At 45.1% G+C, this 15,060-nt stretch carries 11 protein-coding genes; 1 reads left to right on the forward strand and 10 read right to left on the reverse strand.

From position 1 onward, the window contains the following. Positions 1-9: 9 nt before the first annotated feature. From L6I86_RS00290 to L6I86_RS00300, 3 genes are all read right to left on the reverse strand, one after another. Positions 10-996, reverse strand: coding sequence for an ABC transporter permease (locus L6I86_RS00290; RefSeq protein WP_236283919.1), 987 nt, complete (start codon positions 994-996; stop codon positions 10-12). Between the two features lie 163 nt (positions 997-1,159). Further along, complete coding sequence (locus L6I86_RS00295) at positions 1,160-2,284, reverse strand: glycoside hydrolase family 88 protein (protein WP_236283920.1); 1,125 nt, start codon at positions 2,282-2,284, stop codon at positions 1,160-1,162. A 203-nt stretch (positions 2,285-2,487) separates the two neighbouring features. Then, positions 2,488-3,072, reverse strand: coding sequence for a TetR/AcrR family transcriptional regulator (locus L6I86_RS00300; RefSeq protein WP_236283921.1), 585 nt, complete (start codon positions 3,070-3,072; stop codon positions 2,488-2,490). Between the two features lie 244 nt (positions 3,073-3,316). Here L6I86_RS00300 and gdhA point away from each other — a divergent pair, with 244 nt between their 5' ends. Beyond that, complete coding sequence (gdhA, locus tag L6I86_RS00305) at positions 3,317-4,687, forward strand: NADP-specific glutamate dehydrogenase (protein ID WP_236283922.1); 1,371 nt, start codon at positions 3,317-3,319, stop codon at positions 4,685-4,687. A gap of 464 nt (positions 4,688-5,151) precedes the next feature. On the opposite strand, the gene L6I86_RS00310 is transcribed toward gdhA, so the two are convergent. The 7 genes from L6I86_RS00310 to L6I86_RS00340 all read right to left on the reverse strand — a co-directional run bounded on the left by L6I86_RS00310 (position 5,152) and on the right by L6I86_RS00340 (position 14,860). Then, positions 5,152-6,042: a glycoside hydrolase family 43 protein gene (locus L6I86_RS00310; protein WP_236284352.1), complete on the reverse strand. Its 891-nt coding sequence runs from the start codon at positions 6,040-6,042 to the stop codon at positions 5,152-5,154. A 23-nt stretch (positions 6,043-6,065) separates the two neighbouring features. Next, on the reverse strand, positions 6,066-7,721 hold the full coding sequence (locus tag L6I86_RS00315; RefSeq protein WP_236283923.1) for an MGH1-like glycoside hydrolase domain-containing protein: 1,656 nt from the start codon (positions 7,719-7,721) through the stop codon (positions 6,066-6,068). A 51-nt stretch (positions 7,722-7,772) separates the two neighbouring features. Next, positions 7,773-8,651: a carbohydrate ABC transporter permease gene (locus tag L6I86_RS00320; RefSeq protein WP_236283924.1), complete on the reverse strand. Its 879-nt coding sequence runs from the start codon at positions 8,649-8,651 to the stop codon at positions 7,773-7,775. A 17-nt stretch (positions 8,652-8,668) separates the two neighbouring features. Beyond that, positions 8,669-9,562, reverse strand: a complete 894-nt coding sequence (locus tag L6I86_RS00325; RefSeq protein ID WP_056620062.1) for an ABC transporter permease — start codon at positions 9,560-9,562, stop codon at positions 8,669-8,671. A 108-nt stretch (positions 9,563-9,670) separates the two neighbouring features. Continuing rightward, entirely contained in the window at positions 9,671-11,332 is a 1,662-nt protein-coding gene (locus L6I86_RS00330) for an extracellular solute-binding protein (protein ID WP_236283925.1), read from the reverse strand. A gap of 114 nt (positions 11,333-11,446) precedes the next feature. Next, a complete protein-coding gene (locus tag L6I86_RS00335) occupies positions 11,447-13,111 on the reverse strand; it encodes a response regulator transcription factor (RefSeq protein WP_236283926.1) in 1,665 nt (554 codons plus the stop codon). Further along, complete coding sequence (locus tag L6I86_RS00340) at positions 13,112-14,860, reverse strand: sensor histidine kinase (protein WP_236283927.1); 1,749 nt, start codon at positions 14,858-14,860, stop codon at positions 13,112-13,114. It lies immediately after the preceding gene. Positions 14,861-15,060 lie beyond the last annotated feature (200 nt).

Consider the following 15,060-nt stretch of genomic DNA (forward strand, 5'->3'; position numbering starts at 1 on the left):
TGAGTTCGCCTACCATAAGCCATTTCCGAAACGGCGTGCAATACGATTAGCTGCAAGTACCAAGATCAAACCGACCAAGGATTCAAACAATCCCATGGCTGTCGCAAGGCTGAAATTCGCTTGCTGAATACCGATTTTGTAATTGAAGGTACTAATGACTTCAGAAATGTCAAGGACGGCATTATTCTGCAGAACGTACACTTGATCGAAGCCTAATTCTAGCAAATGTCCGATTTTCAAAATCAACACGATAATGATCGTTGGCATAATTGCCGGGATCGTAATCCGGAACGTTTGCTGCCATTTATTAGCACCATCAATGCTTGATGCTTCATATAAGCTTTGGTCAATACCTGTTAGCGCTGCGAGAAAAATAATGGCATTCCAGCCAGCTTCTTTCCAAATTCCCGCTGCCAGAAAGATGGAAATCCATGAACCCTCTTTATATAAGAACGGGTACGATTCTCCGAAAATCTTTTCAATCACATGACTCAGTGTTCCTGTACTTTGTGAAAAGACCGTAACCACGATGCCGCCGACAATGACCCAGTTAAGAAAGTGAGGCAGATAGACCAGCGTCTGTACCAGTCGTTTAAAGGCCATCTTCCTTACCTCATTAAGCAAGAGCGCTAATATGATTGGAGCTGGGAAGCCAAGTATGATACTTAAACCACTCAGTTTAAACGTATTCCACACGATACTATACATTTGTTTCGTCTGAAAGATCATTTTAAAGTTGTCCAAACCTGCCCAAGGGCTGCCCCATATTCCTTTAATGAAGCTGTACTTTTTAAAGGCAATGACCAATCCTGTCATCGGGTAATATTTAAATATAAGGAAGAAAGCGATAATTGGCACAAACATGATGTACAACGGAATGTTCTGTTTTAGTATGCGTTTGCCATACTTCCTAACCAACCAATTACTTTTGGTTTTTACTGGGCTCGCCTTCTGATTAACCATTGCGGATGTTGAAGGCGGGTTCGATTGACTCATCGGTGTCACTTCCCTGCTCTGTAATTTGAACTCATCGTACCTGCTCTGCCGTCATCCGTACAATATACATGATTTCGATCAGTTAACAGGCTTATATAACGCGGATTTTTTCGGTCTGATATACACTTTTTCTAGTGATATACATGTGAAAAACCGTGATATATTAGGCTTTAGTTGCTCCTATTTCCCAGAAAGAGGGATGTCCTTGCAGCTTCGCCAATGCTTCCATATAGTAATAGTCACCGTAAATCAGCGGCTTATTGATATTCTGATTCATGGGCACATTGCCCGTACCAGAGAGTAGGATTGCTTCTTCGGAATCATCTGCGGAATAATGCTGAGATAAGGATTGCAAGATCGCACACGCTTGTTCCTTATAAAAGAGTGCCCGATCGCCTGCGCATACCGCAGCCAAATCCAGCAGTCCGCTTGCCGCAATCGCTGCGGCACTCGTATCACGCGATGCCCCCTCGAAGGCAGGCAATCGGAAATCCCAATACGGCACCTTATCCTCGGGTAAGTGTGCTAGAAAGAATGAGGCTGCATGCTCCGCTGCTGCCAGCAGGTCGGCACGGCCGGTATGACGGTAGCTGAGCACCGAGCCATAGATCGACCAGGCCGAACCCCGTGCCCATGCGGACTCTTCCGCATAGCCTTGGCCACCGAGCGCACCGGTGCGTTCGCCCGTCTCAGGGTCGAAGCAGACAATATGATACGCGGAGCCATCCTCCCGAATAAACTGCTTGGCAGCCATTCCCGCGTGCGCCTCTGCGACATGCTTGAAGCGAGGATCGTTCGTTTGTTGCGACGCCCAGTAGAGCAGCGGCAAATTCATCATGCAATCGATGATTGCCCATCCTACGCGCTCCGGGCTGTTCCATGCGCGGATGAAGCTTCCCTTGATATTGAATCGCCCCGTCAAGTGACTGGCAATCTTCAAAGCTCGACGTTTGGACTGCTCGTTCCCGGTGAGATGCCAATTCGCTATTGAAGTTAGCGTCCACATGAAGCCCATATCATGATCTAGAGGCTCATAAGCCTCGATTACAGCATCCATTTGTTTTTCACAGCTCTCTGCTAAGAGACGTAATTGAACATCTTGGCGATCTTGATAAATGAGCCATAAGATTCCAGGCCAGAAGCCTGCAGTCCAGTAATGCGGCGAGGTCAATTGAAATTGCCCCTCATTCGATCCGTGAGGAAATGCTGCACCTACTCGCAGGCTCGTGTTCTTTACTTTGCGGACGCCTTGTTCCCAAGCATCTCCTATCCATTGTTCTTGTATCATTATCTCTACACTCCCTCCGTTGAATGTCCCTAGCATATCCATAGGAGGCCACTTGCTCAATATACATGTTTTCGTTGGGTTAACAGGTTGGGCGTGTGGGCATCCTGGTACGTGAAAAAGGCGCCATCCAAGGGAATTAACCTTGTGTGGCGCCTCGTTTTCCAAATAACTGGATAATATATAGTTAAAGTTAAGGGTCTCTTCTATGATAGGGATCGCATCAAGATAAATTGCTTAGCCAGATAGACAGGCGTATACGGCATATCCTGACGAAGCCAAGCAACAATTGTACCAATTAAGGCGGAAGAACCGTACCATATGGCAATATCCTTTTGAATACCTGCTGTAGCTAAAACAGATTCATCCCCCATCCTCTCAATTCGCGAGGTTACCAATTCCGTCAGAAGCCTTAACATGCGATCTGTAAAAATCGGAGTTCGTCTTGATGCCAGTACGACTTTATAAAACTTCGCATGTTCGGCAAAGTGCTCCAGCAAGTTCACCAACATCGGCCAATCCTTTTCTTCTTTTGAATTCTGAATGGTCAAATCATTGGTCAAAATGCAATTTATATCTTCAATCATTTCATCCGCCATCTTCTCCAACATATCCGGAATATCTCGATAATGCAGATAGAACGTAACTCTATTAATGGTAGCGCGCTCTGCTATGCGATTGACCGAAATTTTCTCGATATCCATTTCCTGAAGCAATTCGACGAAGGCGTCTTTAAGCAATTGACGTGTTCGAAGAACCCGAGGATCTACGCGTGGTGTTCGATTATCCATGTATCCCAATTCCTTTTCTTTTCCATAATAAGCTTATAACCATGTATGTTGCATATTTTCTAACCTAATTCACACTTTGCAAAGTATACTACAAGTTGTAAATTTAGTCTAATGATCACTTTCGTAACACCAATTAGTAAGCTTACATGACATGTAAATTTTGATTGCCCAATTGGCTCGAATAATGTAAAACTATACTAATAAACTTTTTTATTATATTTAAATTGCGAAGGTGGATGACAGTGTGTTAGTTCAAGTGGACAATGATGTAGCTGCAAGAGAGTATGTACAAGGCATATACGAAACCGTAGTCAAGCGTAATCCGAACGAGACAGAGTTCCATCAAGCTGTGAAAGAAATTATTGAATCTTTAATTCCAGTTCTCACCAAGCAGCCAAAGTACATGAAACACGGCATTCTTGAGCGGATCGTGGAGCCAGAGCGTTTGATCACTTTCCGAGTACCCTGGGTAAATGACCAAGGGATTACGCAAGTAAATCGTGGTTTCCGTGTGCAATTTAACGGTGCAATTGGACCGTACAAGGGTGGTTTGCGTTTCCATCCTTCCGTTAATGCTAGCATTATCAAATTTCTTGGATTCGAGCAAACTCTCAAGAACTCCCTTACTGGTCAGCCGATCGGCGGCGGTAAAGGCGGCTCCGATTTCGATCCTAAAGGTAAATCAGATAATGAAATTATGCGTTTTACGCAAAGTTTCATGACTGAGCTTTATAAATATATTGGCCCGGACACTGACGTACCAGCTGGAGACATTGGTGTAGGCGCACGCGAGATTGGGTATATGTTTGGTCAGTATAAACGTATTAGCGGTGCTCACGAGTCTGGTGTACTGACTGGGAAGGGTATCATCTATGGCGGCAGCTTGGGCCGTACTGAGGCGACTGGATATGGCTGTGTTTACTTTGTCAATGAGATGCTGAACTCCAAGGGCCTTAGCTTCGAGGGAAGCACCGTCGTCGTTTCTGGATCCGGTAATGTGGCTACCTATTCTATTGAGAAAGCCATACAGTTAGGCGCTAAGGTCGTTGCTTGCAGCGATTCCAATGGGTATATCCATGATAAAAACGGCATATGCCTTGAGACAGTTCGACGTCTAAAAGAAGTTGAGCGCACGAGAATCAGTGAGTACGTTAAAGAGCACCCTAGTGCGACTTATCACGAAGGTTGTAACGGCATTTGGTCCATTCCATGCGACATAGCGCTGCCTAGTGCAACACAGAACGAAATCGATGAGGAATCAGCAAGGCTGCTTGTCAGCAATGGGGTAAAAGCCATAGGGGAAGGCGCGAATATGCCATCTACCTTAGAAGCGATTGATGTCTTCCTGCAAGCAGGCGTTTTGTTTGGGCCAGCCAAAGCAGCGAATGCAGGCGGCGTTGCCGTATCAGCGCTAGAAATGTCACAAAACAGCATGAGATACTCCTGGTCGTTCCATGAAGTTGACGATAAGCTCCACGCGATTATGAAAAACATTTACAGAAGCGCTGTGCAAGCAGCTGAGGAATATGGCCATCCTGGCAATCTTGTTGTCGGTGCCAATATTGCTGGATTTACCAAAGTAGCCGATGCTATGATCGCACAAGGTGTCGTTTAGAGTTTAGAAGCTTTTGTAAAGGGAACTCACATGAGCCATTATGGCTAATTCGAGAAATGAACATCGAGTGGGAACTTTAGTGCCTTAAAGGGATAGGGTGTCCCGAAGTAGATATATCTGCTTCGGGACACCCTATTTGTCGTTGTTTTTATGTGAGAAATACGCCAATTGTTGAAGTAGCACGCTCCAAACGCCACACTATACACCGCTAGCTCAAGCTCTAAACACTATTATGTCAGATCCAAACTCCACTAATTCAACTCAAAACTCCACTCCAAACTCCACTAGCTTAGCTCCAAACTCCCTTGGCGGGCTAAAGTAAGTCGAAATTATCGACTTATTCCCCAGTTAATGCCCCATTTCTCTCTAATTAGTCGATTTATTCGACTATCTCCTATCTCCCCTCCTTCAGCTCCACAAACAAAAAAGAGCTACCCCTCGGTAGCTCTCTTCATTCCTTATCTCTACATGCCAATTACCCTCAGTTTCCCTGCCATTTCTTCGATTTTCAGGAAAAGTGGTTGCTCATTCGGCGTCTGATTCGGCGTGTGGACAGCCAACATCAAGCTCCCATCGAATGCGTGGAACAGCATCCCATGCCCGCCGTCACTCCGAAAGAGGGCTTCCTCCTCCTGCACCCACGGGCCCAACACGGTCCCTGAGACCGATGTAGCAACACCTAAGGCATACGTGTTGTTGATAAAACTTGCCCACAACATTAGCAACACGCCTGTACCGGTTCGATACATCGATGGCCCATCGGTCACATAGTTGTCTTGCCCTGGATAACGAGTGTGCTGAAACGCTGTCGGCCACGAAGCCTGCGAAGCGGAAAAGAGCACGACGGGCTCACCGATTGTCCCCTTCAGTTCCTTAGTCAATCGGACTGCGCACACTTGGCCGTCCGCTACTTGCTGCCATTCACGGCAAAATACAATCCACGGCAATCCTTCTTCATCGATGAACAATGTCCCGTCTAGAGAGCACCAATCCTTCGGCGTGACAGGACCTTCACTGTGCGGCGTAAAAGGCCCTAGCAGACTGTCGCTTACCAGCACCGCTGTCCCCAGCAAATCATTGTCCTTCCGGCGGAAGGTCGCAAACATATAATAACGGTCCTCGTACTTATGCACTTCCGGTGCCCAGAAATTATTCTCGGCATAGAAGTCCGCTTCTGGCCTAAACACAGCATATGGGCCTTCCCACTCCAGGAGGTCTCGTCCTACATAGACATTAAATCCAGTCCCTTTGCCCCAAATATTCGTATCCGTGCTGCCAAACAGATAATACTGTCCCTCTTCAACAACAGGTACAACAAAGGGATCACGAATCTGTAACTGAGTATTTTTTATCATCGCCATACCTTCTAACCTCCCAATTACCGATATGTTGGATAAATTACGCCTATATCGCGCACACTAATAAATTGTCCATTCACTAATTCAACCTGCTCATTTCCCTTCACATGAAGAGGAATTTCTTGACCCTCATACTGAACTGTCCCCTCAATGGTGCGAACGCTCATCCCGATGATGGCTTTCAATTGCCCTTTACGATCCGTCACAGCCCTTGTTCCGAAGGGGATCTGCAAAGAAGCCTCTCCATTGCGATATACCGTTCCACCGTCTCTCGTTGTGACAAATTCGAATGAGACACCATCGACGATCCGACTGTAACCTGTTTCTGCAGCCATGACCTCACCATGATCCTGTGGATACGGCACCAGAGCCGTGAACCAAAGCTCTCCATCCGGTCTTGGCACAATGCCACACATCCGCTCAATGAAGTCTATCAGGCATAGAATAGCTGGCGAATAGGACTCCGTGTAGCCCTCTTTCCCTGTCCAAGGACTTACCGTTTGAGCAAAACGCGTCATCTGCGCCAATGCTGTAACAATCGGATTTAGCACCCAAGTCAGCTCCACATAGCGATGATGATGCTCAAAGGCATGAGGCGTACGGATCAAGCTCAAGAAATTCGACGTACCAGCCCATGTATTGTAGCTCGAGAAAGGATCGAAGCGCGGATCATCCATAGCAACGGATGTAAATGGATATTTCGCGAAAAACTTGCTTGTATTGAGCAAATACTTCCGCAGTGACGCTGCGAAGAACTCCCCATCGCCTACCTCACAGGCAAGCACACGCAACAAGACATCAGACTGCACGCGAACCCATTCGTCATTCCGATCCACATCATAGAAGAAGGCATCTTCTTTATCGAAACAATGAACGAACAAGCTGTCCAGGCTCTTCTCTGCTTTTACTTTCCATTCCTCTGCCGCCTGCTCATCCCCGAACTCCTGCGCCATGCGTGATAAATAAAGACGCTGACAGTACACATTCGCTGTCAAATCCGGCGCTAAGAAGGGCAACGTAGGTGAATCAGGGTTATACTGACGAGCATCGTCCAGATGGGCGGAATCCGGCACGTGCCAGAAACGCGGGGACAAGTCATGTCCCGTATCGAACGTGCAAAACGCCTCGACACAGCCCGTTTGTCGTGTATCGCGATACGTCGCAAGCCATTCGTCATGACGTACCATAGCCTCATACATTTTCCGCAAGAACGTTTGGTTGCGACCGTTTAACACATAATGGTTCCACACACTTCTCGCCAGCGGTGTCACCATTTGAATTTGCCGATAAGCGGGGCCATTCTCCGTCACTTTATAAGGTAGCTGACCATCTTCCTTCTGATAATCTGCGAATAGTTGAAAGGTATCCTCCGATACCGAAGGTAGGAAACGCGACAACAATTCATTGTTGATTGTCCCCGTACTTTCCATCCAGCAGCCTAGATAAATGCCACCCTCATGCAGCACAGGCGCATCCCCCATCGTAGGTACGATGCAATCAAACAGCTTGCTCAACCCGTTATAATACGTCTCCTCCAAACGCCCGCCAGTCGAGGCAAACTTCACACCGGCACCAAGCCACTCTTTTAGCACAGCATGATCTGTTGCTTTTCTCAGTTCACCTAACTGAGCCTCCACGGAAATACCACGAAGTCGATATATCATGTTCTCACTCATACGAATAGTCCCCCTTTAAAAGAAATGGACTGCCTTAGGCAGCCCACTCTGTTATCCTTTCACACTGCCCATAACTAGGCCTTTCATGAAATATTTCTGTAAGAATGGATAAAAGATCAAAATCGGCAAAGCCGCTAAGAATACTTGCGCCGCCTTAAAAGTACGATCGGATACTTCTGACATGTACAATTCAGTCGACGAAAGCGTACTTGAGTCAGGATTGACAATAATCGTTTGCAAATAGCTTTGCAGTGGATAATTCGAAGGTGAATTCATATAAATTAAACCGTCGAACCACGAATTCCAATGCATAACCACTGTAAATAAGGTGATCGTAGCCAAGGCAGGCTTAGACAATGGAATGTACATGCTCCACAGCACCTTCCAATGACCCGCTCCATCAATGTACGCAGCTTCTTCAATTTCCTTGGGTAAATTCCGGAAAAAGTTCAACAGTAAAATCATATTAAAGACGTGGACAGCTCCAGGAAGCACAAGTGCCCAAATGGTGTCCAGCAAGCCGAGTGCTTTCATTGTCATATAGCTAGGAATTAATCCGCCATGGAATAGCATCGTGATGATAAAAAACCATGCATATACATTTCTTGCCCGAAGCGTCGTTGTTTCTTTGGAAAGTGGATAGGCAATCAAGATCGTAATCACCATATTAATGCCATAACCGAGCACGACTCTTTGAATGGAGACGATTAAGCCTTCAAGAAATTCCTTTTTCGTTAAAGCATGTTTATATGAAGCAATCGTGAAATCCACGGGCCAGAGCTTGACGAAACCACCAGCCGCAGCACTGCTAGAGCTGAAAGAGACAGCAAGCACGTTTATAAGCGGTAATAGACATAGGAATGCGATCAAACCAAGCAATATATAGTTAACTAACAGAAATACTTTTCTGCTCGTTGTCACTTTCTGCATAACCTTTCCCCCTCACCTTAAAATATCCGATAACCCGTATACCGATTGGCAAGCTTATTCGAAATCACAATCAAGATGAAAGCAATAACGGATTTAAACAATCCAACTGCCGTCGCTACACCATATTGCGCATCTACTAAGCCGATCCGGTAAACCATCGTATCAATAATATCTCCTGTGCTGTAGACCATCGGACTGTACAGATTGAACACCTGGTCGAAACCAGCGTTCAGCACATTGCCTAAGCTCAGAACAGTCATCAGCGTGACAATAGGCAGCATGCCGGGGATTGTAACGTGAAGTGTTTGCTTCCAACGATTCGCGCCATCTACAACCGCAGCTTCGTACAAAGACTGATCTATGGCCGTGAGGGCTGCTAAATAAACGATCGTGCTATATCCGAATTCCTTCCAAGTGTCTGAAGCGACAAGTGTAAAAGGAAACCAGTTTTCGTTGCCAAGGAAAAAAATAGGCTTGATGCCAATAAGGCCAAGCATCTGATTCACAATGCCGCCTGAAGGCGAGAGAATATCAATTAAAATGCCTCCCAGAATGACCCAGGACAGAAAATATGGAAAATAAATAATTGTTTGAATCGTACGTTTGAAAGCCGTGCTTATGACCTCATTTAATAAAAGAGCAAAAATAACAGGCACAATTAAGTGTACGATGATCTTCATGACAGCAATGAAAACCGTATTCCATACTACACTCGAAAAATTAGGCATCTCCAGCATGTAGCGAAAATTATCGAGCCCGATCCATTTGGAATGAAAAATCCCTTTGGACGGTACAAATTTTTGAAAAGCAATAACGATCCCTGCAATCGGGACATAGCTAAAGATAATCGTAAGAATGACACCGGGTAATAGCATAAGATGCAAAGGAATTTCCTGCAGTTTTTTATTCATATCCGTTTGTACTCCTCTCCGTTTGCATACATGGACAAATAACGAAGGGGAAAGCAGTGTACGACCGCTTCCCCCTAAGCTCCAATCTCGTATTAAGCCGTCAACTTCTTATTTACTTTTTGCGTACCATTCGTTGACTTCCTTCGCAATCTGTTCACCGCCAAGCTTCTTCCAGTCTTCAACGAATTTATCAAACGTATCGATGGATTGGCCCATAATAATCTTCGTAAATACTTCCTCTTCCAACTTCAGAAGAGATGCATTCTTCTCAACCATCGTAGGTGTTGCTGCACCATAGAAAGCATCTAACATATAGTTATCGTCTTTCACGTATTTGCTGATCACGTCGAAGCTGCTCGGCGTACCGAATACGCGCTCTGTACCCCAATTCGCATTGTTACCTTTGCGGTAATCTACAATTTTGTCGTAATAGCCCTTCTCTTCCGTCGTAAGCTTGGACGTATCGTTCGAAGCAATCGCGCTGAGCGTATTGTTATGTGCGCTCAAGTTTTTATTCGCAGGCTCTGGATTCATAAGGCTATAGAGATAGACAGGGACATTCGTAGGGCTGAAGCTCATCTCTGGCTTAGGTTTCTTACTCTCGTCATAGCCATCCATCGCGAAGTTGAGAAGTTTGATAATCGCTTCTGGATTCTTGCTCTTCTTACTCACTGCATAATAACGTTGAATTGGCATTTTACCAATGGGTGTCGCCTTTTTATCGTCAACAGACACCAGTGGGATCGCTTTCCAATCTGCCTTCGGATCGTTATCAATGTTCTTCTGAATGATCGACAATGGTGCAGACATGCTGCCGTAGAAGATACCGACTTTGCCGCCGACAACGGATTCTGTAACTTTAGCACGGTCTTTAACACCGAATTCCTTATCGAGTAAACCTTGTGCGTACATATCTTGTAGTTGCTTCAATGCAGTCTTCACTTCTGGCTGAATACTTCCATACACAAGTTGCTTACCTGACGCGTCCTTCACCCATTTACCCGCATAAGCATGAAAACCGGAGAAGAAGCCCGTTGTTCCGAAATGTGTATCCGCTAAGAACGACTTCGTGAAGGCCATCCCGAAGGTATCATCTTTGCCGTTACCGTCTGGATCTTTCTTCGTGAATGCTTCAGCAACCGCCAGAACTTCCTTCATCGATTTCGGCTCCGAAAGTCCAAGCTTCGCTAACCAATCCGCCCGTACATACAAGAGCGGCAATCCGTCGATAGCCGACGATGTCTGTGGAATTGCCATCAGCTTACCGCCGATTTTAGCTGTATCGAACGCCTTCTGATCCTGCTGCAGAATACTCTTCGCCATCGGTGAGGCATACTTGTCATACAGCTCTGTCAAGTCATAGAGCATATCATTATCGGCCAAATCGGTGAGTTGCTTGTTTTTCAGCCACATAACATCCGGTAGATCTCCCGCCGCAATCGCCACATTCAACTTTTGATCGAATTGCTCAACAGGCACGGTCCATTGATATTTCAAATTGATATTCAGGTCATTTTGATAAGCTTTTGTATAAATATTATTCTCGATCGTGTCGCCATTTTCGTACTTATAAGTTGCTTCTGTGAAGCGCCACGCCGTAATATCCACCGGTTTCTCATACTTTGCCATCAAGTTCGCGTTAGGTGTTGCAGAAGCATTAGGTGTCGCTGTTGCACTATCTTTCGAACCCTCTGAGCTACACGCAGAGAGCACCAATAGTCCTGCTGCCGAGAGAATTACCGCTGTTTTCGCTTTATCTCTTTGTCTCATGTGAACCTCCCCGAATGATCTAAATATACTAGAGTTGCTACATCTCTAATGGTAATGCGTAATCAATCGGCATTCAATATTCATGTCTTTACATTTGAATCACTTGTTTACTTGTTACTTGTTGAATATCGAAGTCCGATACTCCAGTGGCGTCATATGCGTGATCTTGCGAAAATATCTCGTAAAGTTCGTCGCCGTTCCATAACCAACTTGCTCAGCGACCTCTTGAATTTTAATATTCGGATTCTCTAGAAGACTCTTGGCTCTTGTCATGCGGGTTGAAGAAATATAATCGGATAAATTGCTTCCTGTTACCTGTTTAAATAATCGTGACAAATAGGACGGATTGAAATACACTAATTCCGCTAATTTCACCAGCGAAACCTCATCTGGATTATGAAGGTTATCCTTAATATGCTTTTGAATCAAGGAAATAATCGCATTCGCCCTTCGCTCTTCCTCTTGATTCTGCAGATTGAACAGAATGTCTTCTACGCGGGCGAGATAATCAAATGCAACCTTCCATGACTCATGCTCGCCTGGCTGCATAAGCTTGTGCAGTCCAATCTGAGTTGCAACTGTCTCAACCAAATTCCAACGATTCATATAGGATAAGAAGACCAATCCAATGGAATAATAAAGTTCTTGCGCAGGGACATCATGCATGCTGTCGATCTCCTTCAGTGAATCGGCACAGGCAAGCAGCGTCTTGCTGAACTCCACCCGTTGCCCATGCTCTAATTGATCAGCGAGCTGCTCCAATTTGGCTTGGCGGATCTGTGATTTCTCACGGTGGCTACCATCCGACTGTTGGAGCTCTTGCTCCACCATTTGCTTATCCAGCAGGAGCATACCGCAGCCCTGACCAATGCGATAATTCATCAACATCGTTAATGTCGCGAACCGTTCTGCTGCATCAGCCCACGATACCGTGCTATCATCCAATACAAAGGACAATAACTCACCGACAGACTCCCGACAGGCCGCTTGCACCAACTCCAGATTCCCTTTTACGAATGTTAGCGTTCGCTCCCATCCCTCTTTATCCAAGTTATCCCCGAGTGGCTGAATCAGCCAAATCAGATCCATATGCTCATTCACCACATCGATAAACGACACATGCGAAGACAAATATTGCTCAGCGATCAGCTTAATCCTATAGAGCTGCCGGGACTTTTCCGAATAAGTCGTCCGATTGGATAAGCTGTTAATTCTTCCAAGCATGATGAGAATAGGCCGATCTGCTTGAAGGGGTATTGCTAGTTCATCAAATTGTTCTTGATGAATCTCTTTCACGTCTAGCTGTTCATTCAGAATCCGCTTCACATACTCGTTCTGAAGCATCCCGCGCATGTTATCCAATTGCTCTTGGGCTATTTTCAGCAAAGACTGCGCCCTTAGCTCTGTTTCAATCTCAGCCACCGCATGCTCCACCATCTGAATCACTTTCTCGTATCCTTCGGTCTTCAGTAAATAACTTACCTTCTCATACTGAATAGCCGAGTAAATATAGGAAAATTCATTGTATCCCGTGAGAAAAATGACTCGGCATTGCGGCCATCTCTCGCGAATTTTTTCTAAAAGCTGCAAGCCGTCCAGTCCTGGCATACGAATGTCAGTGAGCACGATATCGAAGCGCGTCCGATCGAATTGCCGAACGGCTTCCATGCCGGAATAGGCTTTATACACATCCAACTCCAACTGTGGAATGGTTTGAAGCACTTCAAATAACCCGTCTGCAATAATCATTTCATCGTCTACAACCAGTACTCTGTACATTTAAACGCCTCCGCTTCCGTTGGTGTGATCAATCACAATCGTCGCTTTCATACCACCCAATTCACTACGTTCCACAAATAAACCGCTTGTATGGCCAAATTTCAAACGAATTCGTTGGTGGATATTCAAAATACCCGTCATCTCCAACCCTTCTTGATTGGATAATGCATCCTTAAGCGACGCAATTCGCTCTCCATTCAACTCCTCGCCATTATCCTCTACGATCATCTGGATCTCGTTCCCCATCTTGAGGAGACGAACCCGCAAAATGCCTTTTTCAGGCTTCCGTTCTAGACCGTGTTCGAATGCATTCTCAATGATCGGCTGTAAAATTAACCTCGGTACCATAACGTGTCCGATATTGTCAGGCAAATCATCGAATTCGACTCGAAGCCGATTCGAAAATCGCATCGTTTGAATCTCCGCATATACTTTGGCGTGATTGACTTCTTTCCAGAGCGGCACCTCATCTGAGCTATTCCGTGTGACGAACTGAAAGTATTCACCCAACTGATTCGTAAATTGCTCGAGATTCTCGTAATCACCTAGGCGTGCCATCGTACTTAGAATAAACAGGTTATTGTAAAGGAAGTGCGGATTAATCTGCGATTGCAGCTGCTTCAATTCCGCTTTCTGCGTTAAAATCTGCTGTTTATACACCTGATCAATTAAGGATTTCAAATTCCCTAGCATCACATTAAATCGCTTATAAATGTACTGGAATTCATCATTAATCGCATGCTCGATGCGAACATCGAAATCGCCATGCTCGATTTTCCGAAAAGCTTTGACCAGCTTATCCAGCGGTTTGTGGATGTATTTATACACATATAAAGAATAAATAACAATGATAACGAGGGCTACGGCTGCTAATAATAGAAACCAACTTCTATACTTCTGGAGCGGTTGAAACACAGCGTTTTCGGGCACATATTTGCTCAACACCGCGCCAAAAAAGTTAGATGACGTATACACAGCCAAATAATGCTTGTCATGGATGACAAGTTTCTGTGCATTGCCAATATTCGCGTTATTGGACATATGGGCAGAGATTTCCTTATCGAATGCCGCATCGTGACTGGTTGTGATGACAAACTGTGAGCTATTGAAAATCAATCCCTCATCAGGGGAGTTAATCATTAACTTCAAATGTTCCTCTAGCTTTTCCTTCGACAGCTCGATGGCCACAATGAAGAGCGGGCCTCTTTTGCTGCTAGGCGTAGAGAAGGGATACACAGCGCTTAGATACATACTGCCATCCACATTCATAACCTGCGAATCCAGTGTCAATGGAATATTCCTCAACTTTTCAAATTCTTGCTGATTAAATGAGGATATCGTCAAGGCTGAAACGTTTTTTTGAATTGCAGGGATGTAAGCGTACACATCTTTAATATACGTCGAACTGTTACGAATGGCATTAAGTCGCTGCTGAAGCCGTAGAATGCTTTGCATTTTCTCAATATCATTCAATGAATCCGGAATAGCTCCTAAAGCATTTAAATTATCATCGCTTAACACATCGTACTGTAACGTTTGAATGCGTCTGAACTCTTCTTCCAACCCGCTGAAATACCCCGATACTTGCGAGATCATGGATTTCGATATTTCGTCCTGCAACGTTCGAATCCCCCAATTATAAATAATCATACTGAGGATATAGAGCGGCAACAGAATGCAAATAAATGAAAGAATCAATCTTCTGAGGGCATTTTTCTTCCAAGGATGCCTCGTTAGATTCAGATTCATAGTAGTCCCCCTTTGATGGAAAAATTATCCACTTCCATATTCATTCGGATCCTATGTAAGACTACCCGAAAGTTAGTTTAGTAGCAATACTAACATGATCCGTACCAACTTAGAAGTGAACAATTCATAACATTAAGCCTCTATGCAGTATAACCATTCCTATGTCTAAGCATGAAGACAAGAAAAAACACCTTCCCCTA

The sequence above is a fragment of the Paenibacillus allorhizoplanae genome (assembly GCF_927798215.1).
GTDB lineage: Bacteria > Bacillota > Bacilli > Paenibacillales > NBRC-103111 > Paenibacillus_E > Paenibacillus_E allorhizoplanae.

Excerpts from the sequence above, each read along its gene's own strand:
- L6I86_RS00290 (WP_236283919.1), bottom strand. The coding sequence starts at position 996 with ATGAGTCAATCGAACCCGCCTTCAACATCCGCAATGGTTAATCAGAAG.
- L6I86_RS00295 (WP_236283920.1), bottom strand. The coding sequence starts at position 2,284 with ATGATACAAGAACAATGGATAGGAGATGCTTGGGAACAAGGCGTCCGC.
- L6I86_RS00300 (WP_236283921.1), bottom strand. The coding sequence starts at position 3,072 with ATGGATAATCGAACACCACGCGTAGATCCTCGGGTTCTTCGAACACGT.
- L6I86_RS00310 (WP_236284352.1), bottom strand. The coding sequence starts at position 6,042 with ATGATAAAAAATACTCAGTTACAGATTCGTGATCCCTTTGTTGTACCT.
- L6I86_RS00315 (WP_236283923.1), bottom strand. The coding sequence starts at position 7,721 with ATGAGTGAGAACATGATATATCGACTTCGTGGTATTTCCGTGGAGGCT.
- L6I86_RS00320 (WP_236283924.1), bottom strand. The coding sequence starts at position 8,651 with ATGCAGAAAGTGACAACGAGCAGAAAAGTATTTCTGTTAGTTAACTAT.
- L6I86_RS00325 (WP_056620062.1), bottom strand. The coding sequence starts at position 9,562 with ATGAATAAAAAACTGCAGGAAATTCCTTTGCATCTTATGCTATTACCC.
- L6I86_RS00330 (WP_236283925.1), bottom strand. The coding sequence starts at position 11,332 with ATGAGACAAAGAGATAAAGCGAAAACAGCGGTAATTCTCTCGGCAGCA.
- L6I86_RS00335 (WP_236283926.1), bottom strand. The coding sequence starts at position 13,111 with ATGTACAGAGTACTGGTTGTAGACGATGAAATGATTATTGCAGACGGG.
- L6I86_RS00340 (WP_236283927.1), bottom strand. The coding sequence starts at position 14,860 with ATGAATCTGAATCTAACGAGGCATCCTTGGAAGAAAAATGCCCTCAGA.